The sequence below is a fragment of the Methylomarinovum caldicuralii genome (assembly GCF_033126985.1).
GTDB classification, from domain to species: domain Bacteria; phylum Pseudomonadota; class Gammaproteobacteria; order Methylococcales; family Methylothermaceae; genus Methylohalobius; species Methylohalobius caldicuralii.
This window is the reverse complement of the sequence record NZ_AP024714.1, coordinates 1,412,371-1,436,949: the sequence shown is the minus strand read 5'-3', so window position 1 is coordinate 1,436,949 and position 24,579 is coordinate 1,412,371. Positions and strand designations below refer to the sequence as shown.

The 24,579-nt window shown below is 66.3% G+C and carries 23 protein-coding genes; 10 read left to right on the top strand and 13 right to left on the bottom strand.

Annotated elements, in window-relative coordinates; genetic code table 11:
• Positions 1-15: 15 nt before the first annotated feature.
• Together MCIT9_RS07360 and MCIT9_RS07355 are read left to right on the top strand one after the other, a co-directional pair.
• The gene (locus MCIT9_RS07360) at positions 16-1,209 is read left to right on the top strand and encodes a TonB-dependent receptor (RefSeq protein ID WP_317704272.1); all 1,194 of its coding nucleotides are present in this window, start codon (positions 16-18) and stop codon (positions 1,207-1,209) included.
• Positions 1,210-1,243: 34 nt separating this feature from the next.
• Positions 1,244-4,054 (top strand): bifunctional diguanylate cyclase/phosphodiesterase, encoded by a 2,811-nt coding sequence (locus MCIT9_RS07355; RefSeq protein ID WP_317704271.1) that lies wholly within the window; start codon positions 1,244-1,246, stop codon positions 4,052-4,054.
• Here the strand turns inward: MCIT9_RS07355 and MCIT9_RS07350 are convergent.
• A complete protein-coding gene (locus MCIT9_RS07350) occupies positions 4,033-4,689 on the bottom strand; it encodes a hypothetical protein (protein ID WP_317704270.1) in 657 nt (218 codons plus the stop codon). The two genes, MCIT9_RS07355 and MCIT9_RS07350, sit on opposite strands and share 22 nt — an antisense overlap.
• 128 nt (positions 4,690-4,817) lie before the next feature.
• Here MCIT9_RS07350 and moeA point away from each other — a divergent pair, with 128 nt between their 5' ends.
• Positions 4,818-6,086, top strand: coding sequence for a molybdopterin molybdotransferase MoeA (moeA, locus tag MCIT9_RS07345; RefSeq protein ID WP_317704269.1), 1,269 nt, complete (start codon positions 4,818-4,820; stop codon positions 6,084-6,086).
• Position 6,087: 1 nt separating this feature from the next.
• Here moeA and MCIT9_RS07340 read toward each other — a convergent pair whose 3' ends face one another.
• The 11 genes from MCIT9_RS07340 to MCIT9_RS07290 all read right to left on the bottom strand — a co-directional run bounded on the left by MCIT9_RS07340 (position 6,088) and on the right by MCIT9_RS07290 (position 13,451).
• Positions 6,088-6,936, bottom strand: a complete 849-nt coding sequence (locus MCIT9_RS07340) for a F0F1 ATP synthase subunit gamma (RefSeq protein ID WP_317704268.1) — start codon at positions 6,934-6,936, stop codon at positions 6,088-6,090.
• Positions 6,933-8,396 carry a F0F1 ATP synthase subunit alpha gene (locus MCIT9_RS07335; protein ID WP_317704267.1) on the bottom strand — a complete coding sequence of 488 codons (1,464 nt, stop codon included), beginning with the start codon at positions 8,394-8,396 and terminating at the stop codon, positions 6,933-6,935. Before MCIT9_RS07335 ends, MCIT9_RS07340 begins: the two co-directional genes overlap by 4 nt.
• Positions 8,383-9,120 (bottom strand): F0F1 ATP synthase subunit delta, encoded by a 738-nt coding sequence (locus MCIT9_RS07330; protein WP_317704266.1) that lies wholly within the window; start codon positions 9,118-9,120, stop codon positions 8,383-8,385. The genes MCIT9_RS07335 and MCIT9_RS07330 overlap by 14 nt, the downstream gene beginning before the upstream one ends.
• Positions 9,120-9,395 (bottom strand): ATP synthase F0 subunit C, encoded by a 276-nt coding sequence (gene atpE / locus MCIT9_RS07325; RefSeq protein WP_286291962.1) that lies wholly within the window; start codon positions 9,393-9,395, stop codon positions 9,120-9,122. Before atpE ends, MCIT9_RS07330 begins: the two co-directional genes overlap by 1 nt.
• Positions 9,392-10,084 (bottom strand): F0F1 ATP synthase subunit A, encoded by a 693-nt coding sequence (locus tag MCIT9_RS07320; RefSeq protein WP_317704265.1) that lies wholly within the window; start codon positions 10,082-10,084, stop codon positions 9,392-9,394. Before MCIT9_RS07320 ends, atpE begins: the two co-directional genes overlap by 4 nt.
• Positions 10,085-10,369, bottom strand: a complete 285-nt coding sequence (locus tag MCIT9_RS07315; RefSeq protein WP_317704264.1) for an AtpZ/AtpI family protein — start codon at positions 10,367-10,369, stop codon at positions 10,085-10,087.
• Positions 10,362-10,760 (bottom strand): F0F1 ATP synthase subunit delta/epsilon, encoded by a 399-nt coding sequence (locus tag MCIT9_RS07310; protein WP_317704263.1) that lies wholly within the window; start codon positions 10,758-10,760, stop codon positions 10,362-10,364. Before MCIT9_RS07310 ends, MCIT9_RS07315 begins: the two co-directional genes overlap by 8 nt.
• A complete protein-coding gene (atpD, locus tag MCIT9_RS07305) occupies positions 10,757-12,118 on the bottom strand; it encodes a F0F1 ATP synthase subunit beta (protein ID WP_317704262.1) in 1,362 nt (453 codons plus the stop codon). Before atpD ends, MCIT9_RS07310 begins: the two co-directional genes overlap by 4 nt.
• A 4-nt stretch (positions 12,119-12,122) precedes the next feature.
• Positions 12,123-12,323 (bottom strand): DUF2283 domain-containing protein, encoded by a 201-nt coding sequence (locus tag MCIT9_RS07300; RefSeq protein ID WP_317704261.1) that lies wholly within the window; start codon positions 12,321-12,323, stop codon positions 12,123-12,125.
• 87 nt (positions 12,324-12,410) lie between these two features.
• On the bottom strand, positions 12,411-12,683 hold the full coding sequence (locus MCIT9_RS07295) for a hypothetical protein (protein WP_317704260.1): 273 nt from the start codon (positions 12,681-12,683) through the stop codon (positions 12,411-12,413).
• A gap of 87 nt (positions 12,684-12,770) precedes the next feature.
• Positions 12,771-13,451, bottom strand: a complete 681-nt coding sequence (locus tag MCIT9_RS07290; protein ID WP_317704259.1) for a class I SAM-dependent methyltransferase — start codon at positions 13,449-13,451, stop codon at positions 12,771-12,773.
• 34 nt (positions 13,452-13,485) lie between these two features.
• Between MCIT9_RS07290 and MCIT9_RS07285 the strand changes: the two genes are divergently transcribed.
• The 7 genes from MCIT9_RS07285 (at position 13,486) to MCIT9_RS07255 (ending at position 22,417) form a co-directional block, all read left to right on the top strand.
• Positions 13,486-14,637 (top strand): efflux RND transporter periplasmic adaptor subunit, encoded by a 1,152-nt coding sequence (locus MCIT9_RS07285; protein ID WP_317704258.1) that lies wholly within the window; start codon positions 13,486-13,488, stop codon positions 14,635-14,637.
• Positions 14,634-15,308: an ABC transporter ATP-binding protein gene (locus tag MCIT9_RS07280; RefSeq protein ID WP_317704257.1), complete on the top strand. Its 675-nt coding sequence runs from the start codon at positions 14,634-14,636 to the stop codon at positions 15,306-15,308. Before MCIT9_RS07285 ends, MCIT9_RS07280 begins: the two co-directional genes overlap by 4 nt.
• Positions 15,305-16,510, top strand: a complete 1,206-nt coding sequence (locus MCIT9_RS07275; protein ID WP_317704256.1) for an ABC transporter permease — start codon at positions 15,305-15,307, stop codon at positions 16,508-16,510. Before MCIT9_RS07280 ends, MCIT9_RS07275 begins: the two co-directional genes overlap by 4 nt.
• Position 16,511: 1 nt before the next feature.
• Positions 16,512-17,699: an ABC transporter permease gene (locus tag MCIT9_RS07270; protein WP_317704255.1), complete on the top strand. Its 1,188-nt coding sequence runs from the start codon at positions 16,512-16,514 to the stop codon at positions 17,697-17,699.
• Between the two features lie 49 nt (positions 17,700-17,748).
• Positions 17,749-20,568: a response regulator gene (locus MCIT9_RS07265; protein WP_317704254.1), complete on the top strand. Its 2,820-nt coding sequence runs from the start codon at positions 17,749-17,751 to the stop codon at positions 20,566-20,568.
• Positions 20,558-21,388, top strand: coding sequence for an HDOD domain-containing protein (locus tag MCIT9_RS07260; RefSeq protein WP_317704253.1), 831 nt, complete (start codon positions 20,558-20,560; stop codon positions 21,386-21,388). The genes MCIT9_RS07265 and MCIT9_RS07260 overlap by 11 nt, the downstream gene beginning before the upstream one ends.
• 90 nt (positions 21,389-21,478) lie before the next feature.
• The gene (locus MCIT9_RS07255) at positions 21,479-22,417 is read left to right on the top strand and encodes a diguanylate cyclase (protein WP_317704252.1); all 939 of its coding nucleotides are present in this window, start codon (positions 21,479-21,481) and stop codon (positions 22,415-22,417) included.
• Positions 22,418-22,485: 68 nt separating this feature from the next.
• Here MCIT9_RS07255 and pnp read toward each other — a convergent pair whose 3' ends face one another.
• Positions 22,486-24,576: a polyribonucleotide nucleotidyltransferase gene (gene pnp, locus MCIT9_RS07250; RefSeq protein WP_317704251.1), complete on the bottom strand. Its 2,091-nt coding sequence runs from the start codon at positions 24,574-24,576 to the stop codon at positions 22,486-22,488.
• Positions 24,577-24,579 lie beyond the last annotated feature (3 nt).

Here is a 24,579-nt window from a genome sequence, read left to right as displayed (position 1 = left end):
CAACAAGATAACGACATGGGCGGCTTTTTCTTCATTCGTCGCGATCCCGCCAGGGAAGTTTTGTGGCTGGCCATCATCTGGACACTGGGACTGCTGCCGGCCCAGGCGCTGGAATGGGGCGACCGGCGGGAGCGGATCAATTTCCACGGCTTCGCCTCCCAAGGGTACACCTGGACCTCGGCCAACAATCTTTACGGCCACAGCGAAAACGGCAGCCCGAACTTCACCGAGATCGGGCTGAACCTCCGCCTCGATCCACTGCCATGGATGAGCGTCGCCGCCCAGGGACTCTACCGCCATGCCGGCGAGGTGGAAAACCAGGTCCAGCTCGACTACGGTTTTCTCGAACTTGGGCCTTACGCCGACGCCCGGCTGCGCCTGGCCCTGCGGGGCGGGCGCGTCAAAAACCCTTTCGGGCTCTACAACGAAACCCGTGACGTCGCCTTCACCCGCCCTTCCATCCTCCTGCCCCAGAGCGTCTACCTCGACCGCTCCCGCAGTCTGTATCTGTCATCGGACGGCGGGCAGCTGGAAATGGATTATACGTGGGGAAACCACGAAATCAGCTTCCGCTTCAATACGGGTCTTTACCGGGACGAATTCAAGGAGGTCGAAACCAGCATCTTCGGCTTCAATCCCCCCGGCAACCTCTCCGCCAACCGGCCGCTGTTTCTGGGCCAGCTGCGTTACGAGTACGACGCCGGCCAACTCATTCTTGCCGTCAGCCACGCCGATGTCGAGCTGGAATACCGCAGCGCCCCCAACGATCCGGTTGCGCTTTTCCTGACGAACACCCCCTTCAAAACCGGGCGGATCCATTCCCGGCCGCTGCTGTTCTCACTCCAGCTCAACGGTGAACGCTGGTCCCTGACCGGGGAATACATGCTCCAGTTCCAGGAGGTCCGTCATTTCGGCCCAGGCTTCGACCGCGATTTCACCTCCGTCGGCTGGTACGTACAGGGCCACTACCGCATTCTTCCCAGCGTGCAGCTCCTGGGCCGCTACGACGTCTTCTATCTGAACCGCTCGGACCACGACGGCAGCGGTCTGGGCCTGGAGCCGCTGCGGCCGCGCCACGCCGCCTTCGCCAAGGACTGGACCGGCGGCCTTCGCTGGGACATCACGCCCCACTGGATGACGGCACCGCCTGGCTGCCGTTCCAGGACAATCCCCGCCCCCTGGACACCAAACGCCACTGGCACCTGGTGATGGGGCTGGTCTCTTTCCGGTTTTGAGCCCGCACATGGACACCCACCGCCCCCATTCGCCGTTCACCAGCCTGAAATGGCGCATCGCCCTGACCACCGCGGCAGTATTGTTTCTGATCCACGGGATGTTCTCCGGCTTTGCCGTCTATTCGCTGCAACAGCAGTTCCGCCTTCAGCGCCAGGAAGCGCAACGCCAACACCGACTCATCCTGGACCATCTCACGGAGCAATCATACCGGCTGCTGCAACAGATCGCGGAAACCATCGCCCTGGTGGCGGAAAACCGACCAGCCTCCGCCGATCCCATCGCCGACACCGTTGACAACTACTGGACCACTTATCAGCTCACCTGGGCAATCGAGGCGGTGCATTACTTCGATTCCGAGGGCCGTCTCCTCCGGGGCTGGGGAACGAAACGCGAACCGCCCTATCCCCCGGAGGAAATCGAGCCGGTGCTTGCGAGCGAACGTCCCCGCTTCTTCTTCCACTGCGCCCGGACCTGCCTGCAGTACGCCGCAGTGCCGATCATCGGTCCGGACGAGACCACCCGGGTCCTGGTCATCGGCAGAAGCCTGGCGAACCTGATCCTCGATTTTCACCGCCTGACCCGCTCCCACGTCGCCATCCTGGAACAGCGCAGCGGCGCGCCTCCCCGTATCGTGGCCGTCACCCGTCCTGACCGCAATATGCCCCTCCTGCAGCGCCTGCCCCTGGACACCCTGCCGGAAACCCCAAAGGAGGAAACCCTTGTCGATCTGGAAAACGCCACCCTGGCACTGCACCTCGTCCAGCCCGACACCGGCCGGCAACTTGCGTTTCTCATCCTCGACGACATCAGCGACACCCTGTCGGCACAGCAAAGGAGTCTGACCAACTATCTGCTCGGCACCGTGGTGAGCCTGCTGGCCGGTATCGGCATCGTGATCCTGCTCCTGCGCCGTCCCCTGGTCCGGCTGGAGAAGGCGACCGCGACCCTGCCCCTGCTGGCCGAAGGCCGCCACGAGGAGATCCAGCAGCAGCTGGCACCGCACACCTCATCCCGCCGCGACGAGATCGCCGTCCTTGAGGCCAATATCCTCCAGGCTTCAGCGCGGCTCGCCTCGCTCCAGCAACAGGTGGACGAGCGGACCCGGTCGCTGGTCCAGCAGACCCGCACCCTGCAACAGGAACGCAACTTTGTACAGGGACTGCTCGACACCGCCCCTCTCATCATCCTCACCCAGGACCAAAACGGCAGCATCATCACCGTCAATCGGTTCGGCAGGCAGTTTCTGGCCGGACACCGGCTCCAGGCAGCCTCTTTCGACCAGCTGTTCTTGCGTCAGGAATGCGAACGCCTCCAGTATCTTCCCCTGCTGGCGCAGCTGCGGAAAGGGGAAATCGCGCGGGCCCATTTCGACACCCAGCTGCCGCGGCAGGAGCAGACGCACCACATCACCTGGTTCCACACCCGGCTGGAGGATTCGGCCGGCGAAACGCCGCTCATCCTCTCCATCGGCCTGGACATCACCGAGCGCAAAAACGCCGAACGCCGCCTCTCCTGGCTCGCCGATCACGATCCCCTGACCCATCTCAACAACCGCCGGGCGTTCCAGAGCAAGCTGGCGGCAGTGCTCGACCGCGCCACCCTGGAAAGAAAGTCGTTCGCACTGCTCTACTTCGATCTCGACCAGTTCAAATACGTCAACGACACCTGCGGGCACAAGACCGGCGACGCATTGCTGCAGATCATCGCCAACAAGCTGCGGGAGGTCACCCGCAGCGAGGACATCCTTGCCCGCCTAGGCGGCAACGAATTCGCCCTGGTGGTCTACGACAGCAGCCGGGACACCGCAGTGCACATCGCCGAGAAGGTTTTCAGCGCCCTCCAGGCGGTGGACTGTCAGATCAACGGCCAGCCTTTCAAGGTGACCGTCAGCATCGGCATCGCCCTGTTTCCCGAACACGGCCGGACCCTTCAGGATCTGCTGGCCAACGCCGACCTGGCCATGTACCAGGCCAAAGAGGCGGGACGCAGCCGGATCCACGTCTATACCCCGGACACCGAATTCCACAAGCGCATCCAGCAGCAGCTCTATTGGAAGGACCAGATCGAGCAGGCGCTCGAGGAAGACCGCTTCGTGCTCTATTTTCAGCCCATTCTCGACATCCGCCGGGGCACGGTCTCCCACTATGAAACGCTGCTGCGCATGCTCGGCCCCGACGGTCAGATGCTGGCACCGGGCCTGTTCATTCCGATGGCCGAACAGCTCGGGCTGATCCAGCGCCTCGACCGCATGGTGCTGGACAAGGCCTTGGATGTGCACCAGCGCCTGCTGGCCGAAGGGAACCCTCTGACCCTGAGCGTCAATCTTTCCGGCCACTCGATGGCCGACGAATCCCTGCAGAGCCACCTCCAGGAACGCCTGAGCGCCAACGGGGTCGATGCCAGCCGCCTGATTTTCGAGATTACCGAGACCGCGGCGGTTTCCAACTTCGCCTCCGCCCAGCGTCTGATCAAAAAGATCAAGGATCTGGGCTGCCACTTCGCCCTGGACGATTTCGGCGTCGGTTTTTCCTCCTTCTACTACCTCATGCACCTGCCAGTGGATTACGTCAAGATCGACGGCTCCTTCGTCAAGAACCTCGAGAACAGTCCCGAGGACCAGGCCCTGGTCAGCGCCCTGGCCGACATCGCCAAACGCCTGGGGAAGAGGACGGTCGCCGAATTCGTCGAAAACGAGGCGATTCTCGAATATCTGCGGGAAATCGGCGTGGACTACGCCCAGGGATACCACATCGGGCGGCCGGGGCCCACGATCGCACCGGTGGAGGCCGCCCTGCCTCAATCCTCCGCAGGGCGTTGATAGTCCGGCAGGGCCACCTCCACGCGGAAATACTTCGCTTCCTTGCCCGCCAGGGAAGGCACCGCCTGGTTGTAGGAGCCTACCTCGCCACGCTCGAGGACGTCCAGGGTCGGCAGACCAGTCTCGTCGACACCGATCGTCGAGCTGGCCACCTGGATGCCGCTGCGGTCGAAGAAAATGATCCGGACGATGGGATGCACGGCGGTCAGGCCGCTGTTCTTCAGGGTCAGCTTGTACTCGTAACGGTAGTCGCCGGGCTTGCCGGTCTGGGTGAAGAGAATGTTGCGCACGTAATCCTTGTCTATCGGGATGATCTTGTCGAACTCCAGCGGATGAAGCCCCGGCAGACGGCCCCGGACCAAGTCATCCAGCTGCTGTTCCAGCGCGGCCACCTTGGGATGTAGACGCGCCAGTTCCTGGGCCTGCTTTCGCTGCAGCACCGTGGTCTGATAAAGTTCCTTGGCCGTCAGGCTGAGTTTGATCGACACCCCAAGCAGCAGCAGAAAGGTGAACAACCACGCGGCGATCAGGAGATAGACCGTGCGCGCGCGGAAACGGCGGCCACGATAGCCGTTGCGGCTGTGCCGCCGGGATAAGCGCGGGGGGGCCGGAATTGAATCGGTTTCTCGGTTCATCGTTCAAAATCTATAGCAAAAATCACGCCATGCCATGCGGAATCAAGGTTTTCACCTAGTTTTTCCTGCCAGGCCGACCCAGGTGTAAAATTTTCTGACACTCGAATTGCCTTCATCGATACCCGCCCATGACCTATTCCATCCCCCAGCCCAACTGCATCGATTCCCCCGCCGCCGGCACCCTCACCGTCGCAGCCGCCGGCCGGCGCATCCTGGAGGCGACGACCGCCATCTCCGGGGAGGAACGCATCCCCCTCCATCACGGCCTGCACCGCATTCTCGCTACCGCGGTAACCGCCCCCCTCGATGTGCCCGCCCATACCAACGCGGCGGTGGACGGATTCGCGCTGCGGGGTGCGGACCTGCCGGACAAGGAAAACAGCCGTTTGCGGATCGTCGGCACCGCCCTGGCCGGCCACCCCTGGCCGCATCCGCTCGCGCCGGGCCAGGCCGTCCGCATCATGACGGGCGCCCCTTTGCCTGCCGGCGCCGATACCGTACTGATGCAGGAACAGGTGACGGAGGCAGCAGGATACCTGCTCGTCCCCCCGGGACACAAGCCGGGGGAGAACGTGCGCCTGGCGGGCGAGGACCTCTGCCGCGGCGAGACAGTGCTGGAAGCGGGCCACTATCTGCTGCCGCCGGATCTGGGCCTGATCGCCTCGCTGGGGCTGCTGGAAGTGACCGTCAAACGGCGGTTGCGGGTGGCGCTGGTTTCCACCGGCGACGAGATCCTGCCCCAGGGCGCCCCCCACGCACCCGGCAAGCTCTACGACAGCAACCGCTTCTCCCTGCGGGGCGCCCTGCAGGCACGGCTCGGCGTTGAGCTGCTCGACGGCGGTATCGTCCCCGACGACGAAGCCCGCCTCGAACACCGCTTCCGCACCTTGGCCGATAAGTGCGATGTGATCATCGCTTCCGGCGGCGTTTCCGTGGGCAGCGCCGACTACACCAAAAAAGTGCTGGCGCGCCTCGGCGGCATCGAATTCTGGAAGGTAGCCATCAAACCCGGCCGCCCCCTGGCCTTCGGCCACATCGGCGACTGCCTTTTCTTCGGCCTGCCGGGCAATCCGGTGGCGGTGCTGGTGACCTTCTACCGCTTCGTCCTGCCGGCCCTGTTCAAAAGGGCCGGGGCCCGGGAAACACCGATGCCCCCCACCTTCCCCGCCAGGGCGGCAGAGCGGCTGCGCAAAAAACCGGGGCGGACCGAATTCCAGCGCGGCATCCTGGAACGTGACCGGCAAGGCCGGTGGCAGGTGCGGACCACCGGCAAACAGGGCTCGGGCATCCTCAGCTCCATGAGCCGCGCCGATTGCTTCATCGTCCTGGAACACGACCGCGGCCCGGTGCAACCCGGCGAATGGGTCGAAGTGCTGCCCTTCTCCGCCCTGATGTAGCTCAGATATTCTCCAGCTCGGCCGCCACCGCCTGGACGCTGAGGAGGATCTGCTCGATCTCCTCGGTGATTTCCTCCTGACGCAGGCGCCCCAGGCGGACCTTCAGCTGCTCGCGCTGATCGTCGAGACGCCGCAAGGCGCCCTCCAGGTGCTGAATGCGGCGCTGATGCTCGGTCAGAAGGGCGCTGTAGAACAGCGCATGGAGGACGGCGAAGAGATACTGATCGGTCAGGGCGGTGACGAATTCCCCAGGCGCCAGGTACAGAAACGGCGGCCCCTGGATCTGCGGTGGGGGCGGCGGCAGGTTCTGGAACGGCGGCAGCAGCGCGGTGGTCTTCCATTCGTGGCCCAGGGTGTAAAGGGCACTGACCTGCACCGGTCCGAACCTGCCCTCCAGCTCGTCCAGGGTGGTGATCACCTGCTGCAGAATCCGCGGCACTTCCTCGGCCACCTCGGCACCCGGCAGCACCGCCGCGATTCGGGGATCGGCCTCCAGGTGTTCGGCCAGTTTGGTGCCGATCACCAGCAGCCGCGGGCGGCAGCCCAGACGGCGGCAGTGGGCTTCCAGCTGCGCCAGCAACTGTTCGTTGTAATCGCCGCAAAAGCCGCGTTCCGAGCCGAGCAGCAGCAACAGAACCGCCTCCCCCGCAGGCTGCGGCCGCAGCTCCGGATAACCGTGGAGGAAATCGGCCGCCGCCCGTTCGACGGTGGCCACCGCCTGGTTCTGGGCGTCGATGAAACGGGCCAGCTTGCGGGTTTCCATGTAGGAGAGATTCTTCATCGCCGCACAGATGGCGCGGATCTCTTCCAGGGCATGGAGATGGGTTTCCACCTCACGGCGTTTGCTCATGCCAGCCACCGTTTGAGATGGGCCAGCCACACCTCGCGGGGATCGTCCAGGCCCAGCCCGGATTCACGCACCCGGGCTTCCAGCCGCACCAGCCTGTCAGACACCTCGGCGGGCTGCAAGGCGTCGAACAGCCCTTCGTTGAAGGCGATCAGCCAGGCAATCTGGAATGCGATCGGCAAGGGATGGAGACGGTCCTGCTTGAGAATCTCGCGCAGGATCCGCCCGCGGTGGAGTTTCCGGGCCATGCTTTCCTCCAGCTTGGCGCCGAAGCGGGTGAACACCTCCAGTTCCAGAAACTGGAGATAATCCAGCTTCATCCGCCCGGCTTCCTCCTTGATGCGGGGATGCTGGGCCTTGCCGCCGATGCGCGACACCGAACGGCCGATGTCGATGGCGGGACGGAAGCCGGAGGCCGCAAGATGGGGGTCGAGATAGATCTGGCCATCGGTGATGGAGATCAGATTGGTGGGAATGTAGGCGGCGATATCCCCCTGCTGGGTCTCGACGATGGGCAGGCAGGTCATGCTGCCGCCGCCGTGGTCGGCCGCCAGCCGGGTGGAGCGCTCCAGCAGCCGCGAATGCAAATAGAAGATGTCGCCGGGATAGGCCTCGCGCCCCGGGGGACGGCGCAGCAGCAGCGACAGCTCCCGGTAGGTGTAGGCGTGGGTGCTGAGATCGTCGTAGACAACCAGGGTGTCGCGGCCGCGGCGCATCCAGTATTCGGCGATGGCGCAGCCGGCCATGGGGGCCAGGTATTTCAGCCCCGGCAGGGCGAAGGCCTCCCCCACCACCACCGTGGTGTAGTCCATGGCGCCGTACCGGCGCAGGGTGTCGATGGTGGACACCACCGCCGAACGCTTCTGGCCGACGAGCACATAGACGCACAGGACGTTCTGCCCCCGCTGATGGATCACGGCATCGATCGCCAGGGAACTGCGCCCGGTGCCCTCGTCGCCGATGATGAGCTGACGCTGGCCGCGGCCGATGGGGATCATGGTGTCGACGATCTTGCAGCCGGTATAGAGCGGCGTCTGCACGAAGTCGCGCGCGATGATCGGCGGCGAAGGCGCGTCCAGAGTGAGGCGCTGGGTGCAGGCAGGCGCCTCGCCGCCGTCCAGGGGCTTGCCCAGGGGATCGACCACCCGGCCGATGAGGGCGTCCCCCACGGGAATGCTGAGGAGGCGACCACTGCGGTGGACCACGGTCCCGGCGGTCAGCGCTTCGGTCGCTTCCAGCAGAATCGCCCCCAGATGGCGCTCCCCGAGGGCGAACACCACCCCGATGCTGCCGTCCTCGAAGTCCAGCAGGTCATCCATCGCCGCCGACGGCAGCCCCTCGATCCAGGCGATGCCGTCCCCCACCGACAGGACCCGTCCCTGTTCCTGGATCCGGGGTTGGAAACGGTAGTCCTGCAGGCGCTGCCGCAACGCTTGCAGCAACGGGCGTTCAGCCGTGGCCATGGCCGAAGAAACTCAGTTCGTCACGCAGATTGGCTCGGATCACGTAAGCGCCCACATCGATCCGCACCCCGGCGAGCAACCGGGAATCAACCTCGAAAGCGGCCTCGGTCTGGGTCTGCAGAATCCAGGAAAGGACCTGATTGAGCTTTTGGATTTCGGCATCGGTCAGCGGCCAGGCGCTCACCCCCCGGATGGGCTCGGTTGCGGAAGCGGCGCTGCGGATGCGCGCCTGTTCCGGCTCCGGCAGCTTCTCCAGATCCTCCAGCAGCAAGGCCACCAGACGGTGGTGCAGATGTTCGTCGGCCAGGCGTTCCAGAAGGCGGGCCGCGAAGGCCGCCCCCAGCTGCAGCGCCTGATCCTCGGCATGGCGGCGCCATTCGCGCTTTTCCTGCTCCCATACCGCCTCGGCCTTGCGCCGCTGTTCGTCCAGTTCCTGCTGCAACGCCTGCAGACGGCGCTGGCGCTCGGCCTCCAGTTCCTGGCGCAACTGTTCCCAGGCCCGCTTCTTCTCCGCCTCCCAGTCCGCCAGCCGGTTCTCGTAACGCTGTTTCAGGGCCTCGGCCTCCTGACGGCGTTTTTCGGCTTCGGCCAGACGGGCCTCGACCTCCCGGCGTCGGCGCTCCACCATGGCCTTGACCGGACGGTACAGGAAACGCTTCAGCAGCCAGACCAGGGCCAGGAAATTGACGATTTCCAGGAAAAACGTGGTCCAATTGATGGCCATCAGCCGCCCTGCAGCACGTATTCCAGCAGCGGGTTGCGGAACAGGATGATGAGGATGATCACCAGGCAGTAGATGGCCAGGGATTCGATCATCGCCAGACCGATGAACAGGGTGCGCATGAGGATCCTTTCCGCCTCCGGCTGGCGCGCCAGGGCGTCGAGCGCCTGGGCGATGGCCCGTCCCATGCCGATCCCCGGCCCCAGTACCCCGATACCGATGCCGAGGGCCGCCGCCACGGTGGAGCCGAGGACGATCCAGCTGATGTCGTGGGTCATTGCGTTTCTCCTTTCTGTAACATCTTGGCCTCGTGGGCCTGAATGCCGCCGGCGATATACACCAGCGCCAGCATACCGAAGATGTAGGCCTGCACCAACGCCTCCACCACGTGCAGCATCAGCACCGGCACCGGCACCAGGAAACCGGCCAGCATCAGCACGATCAGCGCCACCAGATCCAGGCTCATCATGTTGCCGAACAGGCGCACCGCCAGCGCCACGGTGCGGGTGATCTCGCTCACCAGGTGGAACGGCAGCAAGAAGGGGAACGGCTGCAGATAGTGACGCAGGTAGGCCCGCACCCCCTGGGCGCGGATGCCGAACCAGTGCACCGACAGAAACACCAGCAGCGCCAGGGCCGAGGTAATGGACAAATCGCGGGTGGGGGACTGCAGCCCGGGAATCAGCCCGATCAGATTGGCTACCAGCAGGAACCACCACAACCCCATGATGAACGGCGCGACCTGTTCCACATACCGCGGCACCAGATCGCGCACCGCATCCTCCATCGCCAGCACCGCCGCCTCCACCGCGGTCTGCAACGGCCCCGGATGCAGCTGCAGATGCCGGCTCAGCCACCAGCCGGCCAGCCATAGAACCAAGGTCAGAGCCACCGCGGTCACCAGGGTGTCGGTGAGCTGCAGCGGCCCCAGGCGCCACAGAACCTGCGGAAAGATCTCCGCTTCCACTCAGTCCCCCCGAAACAACAGCCAGACGTTGACGATGCCGATAGCCAGCCCCACCAGGATCAGGCTCAGGGTCCACTGGATCGAATAGCCCGGCATCAGGCTGTCGAGCCAGCGCCCCAGATAGGCCCCAGCCACCGCCGGCAGCACCAGCACCAGGCCGGCGGTGCCCAGGTAGGCGAGCTGGGCCAGCAAGCGGTGCTCCTCCTCGGCGGCGCGGCGCAGATTGCGCACCTGGCGGCGGACGATCTCGGGCCACCCTTCCAACCCGCGGTGCCGCTCAGGCACGGCGGCGGCCCAGCTGCCACAGACGTTTGAACATCTCCTCCTCCATCTTGCGCAGGCTTGCGCGGATCTCCATGAGCTGCACCTCCTCCTCCCGGAGCTGGCGTTCCAGCACCTCGGCGATGCGCTCGGGATCGGGATCGCGCACATAGCGGCGGGTGCTCAGATACAGGGTATCGCGCACGAAATACAGCACCGCCCCCGGCAGGGCCAGATACTCCCAGGCGCTGTCGGTGCGAAAGCGCGCCAGGCCGAATTCCAGCACCGTCATCATGCGGATGTGGCCGGGCCAGAGGGTGAAGCTGCCGCTGGCGTCGCGTCCCTGAAAAGAACGCACCCCTGCGACGGTTTCGGTATGGGTGGCGTCCTGCAACTCCAGGGTGATGGTGCTCATGCCGTCATCGCCCCCTTCATGTAACAGGCCTCCTCGGGCAAGTCGTCGTACTTGCCGGTGAGGAAATCCTCGCAGTCCCTGAGGGTCTGCTCCAGGGGGACCGACACCCCGGGAATGCCGGTGTAGTGGGCGGTGACGTGGAACGGCTGGGTCAGATAACGCTGCAGCCGGCGGGCGCGGTGGACGATGCGGCGGTCCGCGGGTGACAGCTCCTCCAGCCCCAGCATGGCGATGATGTCCTGGAGTTCGGCATAGCGGGCCAGGTGCTCGCGCACCGCCTCGGCCACGGTGTAATGGCGGTCACCGAGGAAATGGCGGTCCATCAGCTTGCTGCCGGAACGGAGGGGATCGACGGCCGGATACAGCCCCTGGGCGGCGATGGCCCGCGACAGGATCACCGTGGTGTCCAGGTGACTGAGGATGGCGCTCACCGCCGGGTCGGTCATGTCGTCGGCGGGAACGTACACCGCCTGCACCGAGGTCACCGCCCCCCTGCGGGTGGAAATGATGCGCTCCTCGATCTCCGCCACCTCGGTGGCCAGGGTGGGCTGGTAGCCGACGGTGGCCGGCAGCCGGCCCAGCAGGCTGGAGACTTCGCTGCCGGCCTGGACGAAGCGGAAGATGTTGTCCACCAGAAACAGCACCTCGCGCTGCAGGGTGTCGCGCAGGTATTCGGCGTAGGTCAGCGCGGTCAGACCGACACGGAAGCGCACCCCCGGGGACTCGTCCATCTGCCCGAACACCAGCAGCGACTTCTCCATCACGCCGGCAGCCTGAAACTCCTTCCACAGTTCGTGGCCCTCGCGGATGCGCTCCCCCACCCCGGCGAACACCGACACCCCCTGGTACAGGGAGATGATGGCGTGCATGAACTCCATGATCAGCACCGTCTTGCCCACCCCGGCGCCGCCGAACAGGCCGGTCTTGCCGCCGCGCACGAAGGGACAGAGCAGGTCGATGACCTTGATGCCGGTTTCGAGAATGCCGCTCACCCCCACCGCCTCGCTCAGGGCCGCCGGCCTGACGTGGACATTGCGAAACGCGTCGGTCTCAAGGGGCGGGCCACCGTCCAGGGGCTCACCGAAGACGTTGAGAAGACGCCCGAGACAGGCAGGACTGACCGGCACGTGCAGCGGGGCGCCGGTGTCGTACACCGCCATCCCCCGGCTCAGGCCGGAAGTGCGGTGCAGGGTGACGGCGCGCACCCGACGCTCGTCAAGATGCTGGTGGACCTCGAACACGTAGGTTTCGTGATCGAGGGCCGCACACAGCGCCTGGCGCAGCGGCGGCAGCCTCTCGCAGTCGATCACCACCACCGGGCCGTGGACTTCGGTGATGGTGCCGATGGGAGTACTCACGGGATTAAGTCATCAATTGATATTCGATCCGCCTGGCATCGGACACCTGTTTGGAAGCATCGAGAATTTCGATGGCGACCAAACGTCCTTGCTCATCGTAATCCAGAATGACGCCAGGTTTGTCCTCTTCGCTCTCAGTCACCTGGCATCCCTCTTTAAGAATAATCGAGAGGGAATCGGTCTGAGGATCATAAGTCACTTTCATGGTCTTTCCAGTATTTTCCTATCTTGCTGGTCCGATAGACCGTCACCACTGCCGCAGGATTCCGATCGACATCTACAACCACCCGAATCAAATACCATGTTGGGTCCCGTGTGATAATATCCCCAAAAGCAGCAAAACCACCAGCACCCGCCAGTAGTCGGTCAAATTGGCCAGCCGCGCCAGGGTCAGCACCGCCGCCGCCAGCACCCCGTAAGCCAGCCAGGCCCCCCGAAGCAGACTCCGTTTCCGGTACAAGCGGGCAAAGGCGTAGAGCAGTGCGTAACACAGCGCCGCTACGATCACCGCCGCAGCGATGAAGAAGGACAGGAAGAAATGCTCCAGGGCGACCGGCTCGATCATCGGTTTCACCACCTGTATCAGGATAAGAGATGCGGGTCTTCCGGATACGCCCTCCAGCCGGCCGCCCCGCATCTCATTGTGCCCATTCTATCCCCGCCGCGTCCTGGAGGCTTTGACCTGGACGAAAACCTGGCTCAACCACGAAACTGTCTTGGCCTCGAAGCGCTTTTCCCAGCCCTGTTCGAGAAAAAGCCGCTCCACTGCGGCCGGATCGTGCAGATAGGTGTGAAAATCGCTCCCCATCCAGGCCAGCAGGCGGTTGAGGGCGCCGTGGAGCAGCCGGTTGAGCCGGTGACGGCGGGGATAGATCAGGGCCACGGCCCGCTCCGCCTTGGCAATGGCCTGGCGCAGCAGGGCGGCTGCGTCGGGATAGCAGCAGATGACCTTGTCGAATAGGACGATATCGGCCGCTTCGATGCGGTCGGCCAGGCCCAGGAAATCCCCGGCCAGATAACGGACCCGCCCCTCGAGCCCGTAAGCCCTGGCCAGCGCCTCGGCCTCGGCCAGCATGCGCGGCGACAGATCCACCCCCACCGCGAAAGCGGCGCCGTGACGCAACAGCCACTGGTGCAGCCAGCCGACACCGCAGCCGATTTCGAGCAAGCGGGCATCTCGATAGCCGACCTTGGCCAAGCCTGCGACCAGCTGGCGCTGGGTCCGCTCCAGTCCCAGCCAGCGGTAACGCTGGCGGTACCAGAACGCCAGGCGGGAGAAGACCGCGGCGGCGGCCTGGTCATGGGCGCAACAGAACACGATTCCCCGCAACATCGCAATCGATCAGCGCTTAGATTACCATGAAGCGATGACAGCGCGATCCCGCCGTTTCGCCATCCTGGTTTTTGGCCTGGCGCTTTTCCTGCTGGCCCTCTGGTACGGTCGCCGCCCCCAGCCGATCCCGGTGCGGGTTTATCGGGTGGCCCCGGGGCTGGTGGAGGAAACCGTCGCCAACACCCGGGTCGGCAGCGTCAAGGCCTGCCGCCGCAGCCAACTGTCCCCTAACCTCGGAGGGCAGATTGCCGAACTTTATGTCCGCGAAGGGGACCGGGTCAAAGCCGGACAGCTGCTGTTGCGACTGTGGAACCGGGATCTTGAGGCCAATCTGCAGCTGGCCTCCGCCCAATGGCGGTCGGCCCAGGCGGAGGCGGCCGCCGCCTGCCTGCAGGCACAACAGGCCCGGCGGGACGCCGACCGCCTGCGCCGCCTCGGCAAGCGCCACCTGGCGGCGGAACAGACGGTGGAACAGGCTGTCTTCCGGGCCCGAAGCCACACCCGAAAGTGCGACGCCGCCCGTGCCACCGTCGAGGTCAGACAGGCCCAGGTGGCGGCGGCCCGGGCGCAACTGGAAAAGACCGAACTGCGCGCCCCCTTTGCCGGGGTGGTGGCGGAGATTCACGGCGAGGTGGGGGAATACCTGACCCCCTCCCCGCCCGGCGTCGCCACTCCGCCTGCCGTTGATCTGATCGCCACCGGCTGTTTCTACATCACCGCCCCCATCGACGAGATCGATTCCGGCCGCCTGCGCCCGGGGCTGGAGACCCGCATTCACATCGACGCTTTCGGCGAGCGCCGTTTTCCCGGGCGGCTGCGGCGGATCGCCCCTTACGTGCTGGCGGTGGAGAAACAGGCCCGCACCGTGGAGGTGGAGGCGGACTTCCTCCACCCGGAGGATGCCGCCCTGCAGCGGCCCGGCTACAGCGCCGATGTGGAAATCGTGCTGGCCCGCCGCGACGGCGTGCTCCGCATTCCCACCGAGGCGGTGATGGAGGGCGGGAAGGTGCTGGTCCTGGATCCGGACAGCGGCAGGCTGGTGCAACGGGAGGTAACAATCGGCCTGAGCAACTGGGACTGGAGCGAGGTCCGCAGCGGCCTGGAAGCCGGGGAACAGGTGGTGCTGTCCCTGGACCGCGAGGGGGTCGAACCCGGCGCCTATGCCGTCGCCGAGGAGCGGCAGTGATCGAACTCGAAGACGTCTGGCGCATCTATCAGGTGGGCGGTCAGCCGGTGTACGCCCTGCGCGGGATCAACCTCAAGGTCGAGGCCGGGGAGTACCTCAGCGTCATGGGGCCTTCCGGTTCCGGCAAGAGCACCCTGCTCCACATCCTCGGCCTGCTCGACCGTCCCAGCCGCGGCAGTTATCGCCTCGACGGCATCGAAACCACTCAGCTGGACGAGGAGGCCCGCGCCGGACTGCGCCAGCAGCGGATCGGCTTCGTGTTCCAGGTGTTTCATCTGATTCCCCGCCTGACGGCGCGGGAGAACATCGAGCTGCCGCTGATGCTGGCCGGCATCGCCCCGGCCGCAAGGCGGCGGCGGGTGCAGCAACTGCTCAAGGCCTTCGCCCTGGAAAACCGGGCCCTACACCTGCCTTCAGAGCTTTCCGGAGGCCAGCGCCAACGGGTGGCCATCGCCCGGGCTGTGGCCATGGAACCGGACCTCATCCTGGCCGACGAGCCCACCGGCAATCTCGACCGCAAGACGGGACTGGAGGTCATGGAGGTCCTGGAAGCGCTCAACTGCCGGGGCCTGACGCTGATCCTGGTCACCCACGATCTGGAACTGGGGCGGCGGGCGCCAAGGCGCATCGAAATGCGCGACGGGGCGATCGTCCGGGAGACCCGGGAATGAGGGCCGCCGACCGCTTCCGCTTCGCCCTGGGGGCCCTTGCCGCTTACCCGGTACGCACCGGCCTCACCCTGCTGGCGATGGCGGTGGCCACCGCCGCGGTCGTCGTCCTCACCGGCCTGGGGGACAGCGCCCGCCGTTACGTGGTGGAACAGTTCGCCGGTCTCGGCACCCACCTGCTGATCGTCCTCCCCGGCCGCAACGAGACCCGCGGCGGGCCGCCGCCTCTGCTGGGGGAGGTACCCCGCGACCTGACGTTGGACGACGCCCTGACGCTGCAGCGCAGCCGGGCGGTGGCACGCGTCGCCCCTGTCGTCGTCGGCCAGGCGCCGGTGGCCCACGGGGGACGCCTGCGCGATGCCAACATCATCGGCACCACGGCCGAATTTGCCGTGGTCCGCAACCTAAAACTGACCGCCGGCCGTTTTCTCCCCGCCGGGGACCCCCACCGCGGCCGGCCGGTGGCCGTCCTGGGGCGGACCCTGAAACGGGCGCTGTTCGGCAGCGCCTCCGCCCTGGGGCGCTGGATCCGCATCGGCGACCGCCGCTTCCGGGTCATCGGCCTGCTGGAAAGTACCGGCCACGCCTTCGGCCAGGAGCTGGACGAGATCGCCATCGTCCCGGTGGCCTCGGCCCAGAAGCTGTTCAACACCGCTGGGCTGTTCCGGGTCGTGGTCCAGGCCCGCAGCCGCAAGGCCATCGCCACCGCCAAAAGGAACATCGAGGCCATCCTCGCCAAACGCCACGAGGGCGAACGGGACGTCACCGTCCTCACCCAGGACGCCCTCCTCGATGCTTTCGACCGCATCCTCCGCAGCCTGACCCTGGCGGTGGCCGGCATCGCCGCCATTTCCCTGGCGGTGGCCGGAATCCTGATCATGAACGTGATGCTGGTGGCGGTCAGCCAGCGCACCCCGGAGATCGGCCTGCTGCGGGCCCTGGGGGCCTCCACCGCCGAAGTAACGCGCCTGTTCCTCACTGAGGCCCTGGGGCTGGCCCTGCTCGGCGCCCTCCTGGGGCTGCTCCTGGCCTTCCTGGGGCTCGCGCTCCTGAACCACCTCTGGCCCGACATTGGTTTCCGTCCCGCCCCCTGGTCGCTGCCGGCCGCGGCCGGCGTCGCCCTGGTCACCGGGAGTTTGTTCGGCCTGCTGCCGGCGCGCAGGGCGGCGCGGCTGGACCCGGTCGCCGCCCTCCAGCCCCGCTGACATGCGCCCGGCCGACTACCTCCGCCTGATTTTCAGAACCCTGCGGGCCTACGGAAGCCGCAGTCTGCTCACCCTCAGCGGCATCGCCATCGGCATCGCCGCGGTGATACTGCTGACCGCCATCGGCGGCGGGGTGCAGCGCTTCGTCCTGGCGCAGTTCACCCAGTTCGGCACCCACCTGATCGCCGTCACCCCCGGCAAGAGCCAGACCTTCGGCCTGTCCGGGGCGCTGATCGGCACCGTCCGCCCCCTGACGGTGGAAGATGCCGAGGTGCTGCGCCGCCTGCCCCAGATCGAAGGGGTGGTGCCGATGGTGATGGGCAACGTGGAGGTGGAGGCCGCAGGCCGGAGCCGGCGCACCACCTTGTTCGGTGTCGGTCCCGACCTGCCCAGGGTGTGGCGCCTGCCGGTGGCCGCCGGGCGCTTCTTCCCGCCCGGCAACCGCCCTCTGGCGGCCCTGGGGGCCACGGTGCGGCGGGCGTTGTTCGGCGGCCGCCCGGTGCTGGGCAGGCGGCTGCGCATCGGCGGTGAAAGCTATCGCATCACCGCGGTCATGCAGCCCAAGGGCAAGATGCTGGGCTTTGATCTCGACGACGCCGTCTATGTGCCGGTACGCCGGGCTCTGGCCCTGTTCAACCGCGACGGGCTGATGGAGATCGACCTCCTCTACCGTAGCGACGCCGATGTCCGCCGGGTGGTGGATCGGGTGCGGCGCCTGCTGATTCAACGCCACGGCCGCGAGGACTTCACCCTCATCACCCAGGACCAGATGCTCGAGACCCTCGGCTCGGTGCTGGAGGTCCTGACCCTGGCGGTGGCCGCCCTGGGCGGGGTTTCCCTGCTCGTGGGCGGCATCGGCATCCTCACCCTGCAGACGGTGGCGGTGGCGGAGCGCCGGGCCGAGATCGGCCTGCTGCGGGCTTTGGGGGCGAGACGGCGGCAGGTGCTGCTGCTGTTCCTGGGGGAGGCCCTGGCCCTGGCGCTGGCCGGCGCCCTCCTGGGACTGCTGGCCGGCCTGGCGGGCGCCGGGCTGATCGCCTGGCAGGTGGCGGAAATTCCGGCGCGGATCGACTGGCGCTATGCCCTGGCCGCCTTGGGGCTGGCCGGAAGCGTCGGGGTGGCCGCCGGCACGATCCCGGCCTGGCAGGCAACCCGGGTCGATCCGGTGACCAGCCTGCGGGGAGAGTGAGTTTTGACTACGCTTTGAGATGACACCACCCATATCGGAACCAGGAATCATGAACGAAACCCGCCTCAAAGCCGCTTTGGACGCCAGCACCGAGATGATCCTCATCACCGATGCCGAAGGCCGCATCACCTACGCCAATCCCGCTTCGTGCCGCCTCAGCGGCTATTCCCCGGCGGAACTGGAAGGCCAAAGCCCGACGAAGCTGGACTCCCCCAAGGTCGACCCTGCCCTGATCGCGGAAATGAACCGCCAGCTGGCCACCGGGCGGCCCTGGTCCGGCCGCCTGCGGCAGCGGCGCAAGGACGGCGGCGAGTACTGGGCCGAAATCAGCATCACCCCCATCATCGGCAAGGACGGCAAGATGGGCGGCTACGTCCAGATCCAGCGCGACATCAGCACCCAAGTCGAGCGGGAACGACAGCAGGCGATGGAACAGGCCGACACCGAAGCGCGCCTTAAGATCGCCGACATCCTCGCCGGACCTCAATCCCTGGAAGAACGGATCCGCCGGGTGCTGGAGACGCTCTTCGACCTGCCGGTACTGGACCTGCAGCGCAAGGGCGGGGTGTTCCGCCGCGGCGACCGGTGCCTGGAGATGTTCGTGCTCCACGGCCGGTTTTCGGAGGAATTCCGCCGCCGCGAACGCTGCATCCCCCTGGGCGCCTGCCTGTGCGGGCGGGCGGCGCTTTCCGGAGAGCTGCTGATCTCCGACGACTGTTTCTGCGATCCGCGCCACGAGCACCGCTTCGAGGACATGACGCCCCACGGCCATTACATCGTGCCGCTGGTGCACGAGAACGAGGTCCTGGGCATCCTGTTCCTCTACACCGATCCCCACCCGGATCGTAACCCGGTACGGCTGGCGACGCTGCACCAGGTGGGGGAAATGCTGGCCCTGGCGCTGCTGCAGGAGGAAACCCGCCGGGCCCTGGAAGCGGCCAAGGAGAAGGCTCTGGCCCTGGCCGAGGCCAAGAGTGCTTTCCTGGCCAACATGAGCCACGAGATCCGCACCCCCATGAACGGGGTACTGGGGATGCTCGATCTGCTACGCGACACTTCCCTGGACGCCGAGCAGCGGGAACTGGTGAACACCTGCGCCTCTTCCGCCGAAGCGCTGCTGGAGATTCTCAACGACATCCTCGACTTCTCCAAGCTGGAGGCCGGCAAACTGGAAATCGAACGCATTCCCTTCGATCTGCTGGAACTGGTGGAGGAAACCTGCACCCTGTTGGCCCCACGCGCCCACGCCAAGGGGCTGGATCTCAACCTGTTCGTCCCCCCCAAACTGCCCTCCCGGCGCCTGGGGGATCCCACCCGCATCCGCCAGGTGCTCACCAATCTGGTGGGCAACGCGATCAAGTTCACTGAACACGGCGAGGTGACCGTGACCCTCAAGCCCCAGGAGGACGACGTGCTACGCTTTACGGTCTGCGACACCGGTATCGGCATGACGCCCGAGGTCAAAGACCGGCTGTTCCAGCCCTTCACCCAGGCCGACGCCTCCACCACCCGCCGCTTCGGCGGCACCGGCCTGGGGCTGACCATCAGCAAGCAGCTGGTAGAGAAGATGGGCGGGAAGATCGGGGTGGAGAGCGAACCCGGCCGCGGCAGCACCTTCTGGTTCACCCTGCCGCTGCCGCCGGCCGCCGATACCGCCCCGGCGCCGCTCGCCGCCGCCGAACTGGCAGGCAAGCACGCCCTCATCGTCGACGACAACGCCACCAACCGCAGGATCGTCGCCAGTTACCTGGAGCACTTCGGTATGACCTCGGCCACCGCCGAGGACGGCCGTCAGGGGCTGGCCATCCTGGAACGCAATCCCGATTTCGACATCGTCATCCTCGACATGCACATGCCCCATCTGGACGGCGCCGGGCTGGCCGCCGCCATGCAGGCCGCCCCTCGCCTTGCCCCCCTTCCCCGGATTCTGCTGTCCTCGGGCACGACCTTGAACGAGGCCGAACGCCGCCGCCTCGGCATCCGCCACTGTCTGCTCAAACCGGTGCGCCAGGACACCCTGCGCCGGCTGTTGTGCGACACCCTGGCCGCCACGCCGGCGGCGGAGACGGAGACGGCGGCGACCGCGCCCGCGCAGGTCCAAAAGGACAGGCGCTGGCCCGGCAAGCGCATCCTGGTGGCCGAGGACAACCCGGTCAACGCCAAGCTGATCGGCCGCGTGCTGGAGAAACTGGCGCTGGAGGCGAAAATCGTCGAGAATGGCCGTCTGGCCTTGGAAACTCTGGAACGAGAAACCTTCGACCTAGTGCTGATGGACTGCCAGATGCCGGAAATGGACGGCTACGAGGCCACTCGCAGGCTCCGGGAGCGGGAAAACGGCCGCCGCCTGCCGGTAATCGCCCTCACCGCCCACGCCGGCGAGGGCGAGCGGGAAAAGTGCCTGGCGGCGGGGATGGACGACTATCTCAGCAAACCGCTGCGCCGCCCGGCGCTCGAGGCCATGCTCGAACGTTATCTGGGCGGTGAGACAGAACCTGAATCCGATCCCCGGCCGGAGGCCGAAACCCGGACCTCCGCCCTGTGGGACCGTGAGGCCAGCCTGGCGCAGCTGGACGGTGACGAGGAACTGCTCCAGGACATGATCGCCCTGTTCCTGGACGACGCCCCCGCCCGCCTGGAAGCGCTGGCGGCGGCGGCTTCTGCCTGCGACTGCCAGGGGATCGCCGAGGCGGCCCACGCCCTCAAGGGCATGGCCGGCCATTTCCACGCCGAAACCTTGCAGCAGCAGGCCGCCGCCCTGGAGCAGGCCGCCCGCGACGGGAATTTCGATCCTGCCGCGGTCGCCACCCTGAGCCAAACCACACGCCAGGTCATGAACGTCCTGGCCGCAGAGAGCGAACATGTCAGTTGAATTCGATTTCGAGGAGCTGAAAGCCGCCGACCGCCTCCCCTCCCCGCCCGGGGTGGCGCTGGCCATCCTCCAGCTGGTGGAACAGGAGGACGCCGACCTAGACGAGCTGACCCGTCTGGTGCAGGCCGACCCGGCCCTCAGCGCCCGCCTGCTCAAGTTCGCCAACTCGCCGCTCGTCGCCCCTGTCCGTCCCATCGTCGCCGTCAAGGAAGCGGTCGCCCGTATCGGCATGAACGGTGTCCGCAATCTGGTGCTGGGGCTGTCGCTGGTGGGCCACTACCGCACCGGCAAATGCGACCGATTCGACTATCCCCGCTTCTGGGCCGGTTCCCTGGCCCAGGGGGTCGCCGCCGCCCTGCTGGTGAAGCACGGGCGCATCGCCGCCCCGGAGGAATCCTTCACTATGGGGCTTCTGGCCGACATCGGCCGCCTGGCCCTGGCCACCGCCTGGCCTGAGGAATACGCCGACTGCCTGCGCCGGGCCGGCGGGCGCAACCTCACCGAACTGGAGCGGGAGCGTTTCGCCATCGACCACCGCGCCCTCACAGGGCTGCTGCTCCACGACTGGCGTCTGCCGACGGTCTTCATCGAGGCCCTGCAGCACAGCTACAAGCCCCCGCCGCAGCCGACCGACCGCCCCGCCCGGCTGGCCTGGGTCTTCGCCCTGGCCCGCCAGGTCCGGCGCTGGTTCCTGGCAGAACCGGAAGCCAGGCCGGAAATCCAGGCGGCCCTGGAAAAACCCCTCCAGCGCGCCCTGCCCGAACTGGCAATTGAAGAATTCCTGTCCCAGAGCGAAGCTGAATGGCACGCCTGGGGCTAGCTGATCGAGATTCCCACCCGCCTCCCCAAGAAGGCGAAACCGGCCGGCGAACGCAAACCCGCCACACGCGCGCAGGAGAAACTGCCCGGCATGAAGATCCTGCTGGTGGACGACGACGCCATGCTGCTGCTGCGCCTGAGCAAGCAGCTCAAGCAGGCCGGCCACCAGGTGGAAACGGTCAAGGATGGCAAGGCGGCGCTGAAAAAGATCCTGGAATGCCCGCCGCAGCTGGTCATCACCGACTGGCACATGCAACCCCTGGACGGCCTGACCCTGTGCCGCACCCTGCGCGACTCCCCCCTGGGGGAATCGATCTATGTCATCATGCTCACCGCCAGCGAAACCGAGGACGAGCTGGTGCGCGCCTTCGATGCCGGCATCGACGACTACGTCACCAAGCCGGTGTCGCTGCGGGTGCTGTTGGCCCGCATCAAGAGCGCCCAGCGTATCGTCTCCCTGCAGGAGGCCCTGACGCGCGAGCACGCCGCCCTGGAACATCGGGCCAGGGAGCTGGAACTGCTCAACCGCAAGCTGGAACAGCTGGCCCACACCGACTTCCTCACGGGGCTTCCCAACCGCCGCTACGCCATCGAGCGCCTGAACCAGGAGCTGGCCGAAAGCCGGCGCGGCGGTCGCCCCCTGAGCGTGATGATCCTGGACCTCGACCACTTCAAACGCATCAACGACACCCTGGGTCACGAGGCCGGCGACCGGGTCCTGGTCCATTCCGCCCGCATCCTGCGGGAGACACTGCGCAGCTGCGACGTGGCCTGCCGTTTCGGCGGCGAGGAGTTTCTGGTCATTGCGCCTGACACCGATTCCCACGACGGTAAACGCCTGGCCGAGCGCCTCTGCCACGCCATCGCTGCCAACCAGCCTGAACTGCCGCTGCCCGCCCCTCTGACCGTCAGCATCGGCCTGGCCACCGCCTCCCCCGGCGAGGACGTCAAGACCCTGATCCACCGCGCCGACGTGGCCCTGTACCATAGCAAGGAACAGGGCCGCAACCGGGTCACGGCCGCCGCCTGACACAAAAAAGGCGGCAGATCCGCAGATCCACCGCCCCTTTCAGCGCACCGGTTTGGTTTCGCCGGCGGTCAGTGCTTCTTCGGCTGCGGCACGCCCTTCATGGACAGGCGCACCCGGCCCTGACGGTCGATTTCCAGCACCTTGACCCGGACCACGTCACCCTCCTTGAGCACGTCGCGGACGTTCTCCAGCCGGCCCTCGGTGATCTGGGAAATGTGCAGCAGGCCGTCGCGTCCCGGCAGGATGTTGACGAAGGCGCCGAAGTCCATGATGCGGACCACCTTGCCCTCGTACACCTTGCCCACCTCGACGTCGGCGACGATCTCCTCGATGCGGCGGCGGGCCTCATGGCCGGCCTGCTTGTCCACCGAGGCGATCTTGACCACCCCGTCGTCGCTGATATCGATGCTGACGCCGGTTTCGTCGGTGATGCTGCGGATGGTGGCCCCGCCCTTGCCGATGACGTCGCGGATCTTGCTCGGGTCGATGCGGAACGAAGTGATCCTGGGGGCATAGTCGGACATCTCCGCCCGCGGCTCGGCCAGCACCTGGTTCATCCTGTCGAGGATGTGGAAGCGGCCGCGCTTGGCCTGCTCCATGGCCTTGCCCATGATCTCAGGGGTGATGCCCTCGATCTTGATATCCATCTGCAGGGCGGTGACGCCGTCGGCGGTGCCGGCGACCTTGAAGTCCATGTCGCCGAGGTGATCCTCGTCGCCCATGATGTCGGACAGCACCGCGTGCCCGTCACCTTCCTTGATCAGGCCCATGGCGATACCGGCCACCGGTGCCTTGATGGGAACTCCGGCGTCCATCAGCGCCAGACTGGTGCCGCAGACGCTGGCCATGGAGCTGGAGCCGTTGGACTCGGTGATCTCCGACACCACCCGGATCACGTAGGGGAATTCCTCCTCCCTGGGCATCACCGCCTGGATGGCGCGCTTGGCCAGCCTGCCGTGGCCGATCTCACGGCGCTTGGGCGAGCCCACGAACCCCACCTCCCCGACGCAGAAGGGCGGGAAGTTGTAGTGGAGCATGAAGGACTCTAAGTATTCCCCTTCGATGGCGTCGATCAGCTGGGCGTCGCGGCCGGTGCCCAGGGTGGCAATCACCAGGGCCTGGGTCTCGCCCCGGGTGAACAGCGCTGAACCGTGGGTCCGGGGCAACACGCCGGTGCGGATGTGGATCGGGCGGATGTCCTCCAGGCCGCGGCCGTCGATACGGACCTGGTCCTGCAGGATGCGGGCGCGCACCAGTTTCTTCTCCAGCTTCTCCAGGGCCTCCTTGACCGCCGCCGGCTCGAAACGCTCGTCGGCAGTGAGCGCCTCGACCACCGCCTTGCGGATCTCCTTGAGCTTGAGGGAGCGTTCCTTCTTGGGACGGATCTGGTAGGCCACCAGCAGGGCGTCCTTGGCGTGGGATTCCACCAGGGCTTCGAGCTCGGGGTTGGGCTGCGGGGCATGCCACTCCCAGGGCTCGGGCTGGACCATTTCCACCAGTTCCTTGATGGCGCCGATCACCGCCTGCATCTGCTCGTGGCCGTAGAGGACCGCACCGAGCATGACGTCTTCCGGCAGCTCCTTGGCTTCCGATTCCACCATCAGCACCGCGTTCTCGGTCCCGGCCACCACCAGATCGAGCTGGGAGTCGTCCAGCTGGGTCAGGGTGGGATTGAGCAGGTACTGGCCGTCCTTGTAGCCGATCCGGGCGGCGCCGATGGGTCCGTGGAACGGCAGGCCGGAAATGGCCAGGGCCGCCGAGGCGCCGATCAGGGCCGGGATGTCGCCGTCCACCTCGGGATTGGAGGACAGCACCGTGGCGATGACCTGGACCTCGTTGTGGAAGCCGTCGGGAAACAGGGGGCGGATCGGCCGGTCGATGAGGCGCGAGGTCAGGGTTTCCTTTTCGGAAGGCCGGCCTTCACGCTTGAAAAAGCCGCCGGGGATGCGGCCGGCGGCGTAGGCTTTTTCCTGATAGTTGACGGTCAGAGGGAAGAAATCGGTGCCGGGGGCCGCCTCTCGGCTGCCCACCGCGGTCACCAGGACGACGGTGCCGTCCATGTTGACCAGAACCGCGCCGTCGGCCTGACGGGCGATCTCGCCGGTTTCCATGACGACGGTGCGGTCACCGTACTGGAATTCTTTGCGAATCGGTTTCATATG

What these genes read in the sequence shown, in the direction of transcription:
- MCIT9_RS07265 (WP_317704254.1), top strand. Translation starts at nt 17,749, where the DNA reads ATGAACGAAACCCGCCTCAAAGCCGCTTTGGACGCCAGCACCGAGATG.
- MCIT9_RS07355 (WP_317704271.1), top strand. Translation starts at nt 1,244, where the DNA reads ATGGACACCCACCGCCCCCATTCGCCGTTCACCAGCCTGAAATGGCGC.
- moeA (WP_317704269.1), top strand. Translation starts at nt 4,818, where the DNA reads ATGACCTATTCCATCCCCCAGCCCAACTGCATCGATTCCCCCGCCGCC.
- MCIT9_RS07295 (WP_317704260.1), bottom strand. Translation starts at nt 12,683, where the DNA reads ATGATCGAGCCGGTCGCCCTGGAGCATTTCTTCCTGTCCTTCTTCATC.
- MCIT9_RS07290 (WP_317704259.1), bottom strand. Translation starts at nt 13,451, where the DNA reads ATGTTGCGGGGAATCGTGTTCTGTTGCGCCCATGACCAGGCCGCCGCC.
- MCIT9_RS07270 (WP_317704255.1), top strand. Translation starts at nt 16,512, where the DNA reads ATGCGCCCGGCCGACTACCTCCGCCTGATTTTCAGAACCCTGCGGGCC.
- MCIT9_RS07340 (WP_317704268.1), bottom strand. Translation starts at nt 6,936, where the DNA reads ATGAGCAAACGCCGTGAGGTGGAAACCCATCTCCATGCCCTGGAAGAG.
- MCIT9_RS07310 (WP_317704263.1), bottom strand. Translation starts at nt 10,760, where the DNA reads ATGAGCACCATCACCCTGGAGTTGCAGGACGCCACCCATACCGAAACC.
- MCIT9_RS07330 (WP_317704266.1), bottom strand. Translation starts at nt 9,120, where the DNA reads ATGGCCATCAATTGGACCACGTTTTTCCTGGAAATCGTCAATTTCCTG.
- MCIT9_RS07335 (WP_317704267.1), bottom strand. Translation starts at nt 8,396, where the DNA reads ATGGCCACGGCTGAACGCCCGTTGCTGCAAGCGTTGCGGCAGCGCCTG.
- MCIT9_RS07255 (WP_317704252.1), top strand. Translation starts at nt 21,479, where the DNA reads ATGAAGATCCTGCTGGTGGACGACGACGCCATGCTGCTGCTGCGCCTG.
- MCIT9_RS07260 (WP_317704253.1), top strand. Translation starts at nt 20,558, where the DNA reads ATGTCAGTTGAATTCGATTTCGAGGAGCTGAAAGCCGCCGACCGCCTC.
- pnp (WP_317704251.1), bottom strand. Translation starts at nt 24,576, where the DNA reads ATGAAACCGATTCGCAAAGAATTCCAGTACGGTGACCGCACCGTCGTC.
- MCIT9_RS07285 (WP_317704258.1), top strand. Translation starts at nt 13,486, where the DNA reads ATGACAGCGCGATCCCGCCGTTTCGCCATCCTGGTTTTTGGCCTGGCG.
- MCIT9_RS07300 (WP_317704261.1), bottom strand. Translation starts at nt 12,323, where the DNA reads ATGAAAGTGACTTATGATCCTCAGACCGATTCCCTCTCGATTATTCTT.
- MCIT9_RS07360 (WP_317704272.1), top strand. Translation starts at nt 16, where the DNA reads ATGGGCGGCTTTTTCTTCATTCGTCGCGATCCCGCCAGGGAAGTTTTG.
- MCIT9_RS07350 (WP_317704270.1), bottom strand. Translation starts at nt 4,689, where the DNA reads ATGAACCGAGAAACCGATTCAATTCCGGCCCCCCCGCGCTTATCCCGG.
- atpE (WP_286291962.1), bottom strand. Translation starts at nt 9,395, where the DNA reads ATGACCCACGACATCAGCTGGATCGTCCTCGGCTCCACCGTGGCGGCG.
- MCIT9_RS07275 (WP_317704256.1), top strand. Translation starts at nt 15,305, where the DNA reads ATGAGGGCCGCCGACCGCTTCCGCTTCGCCCTGGGGGCCCTTGCCGCT.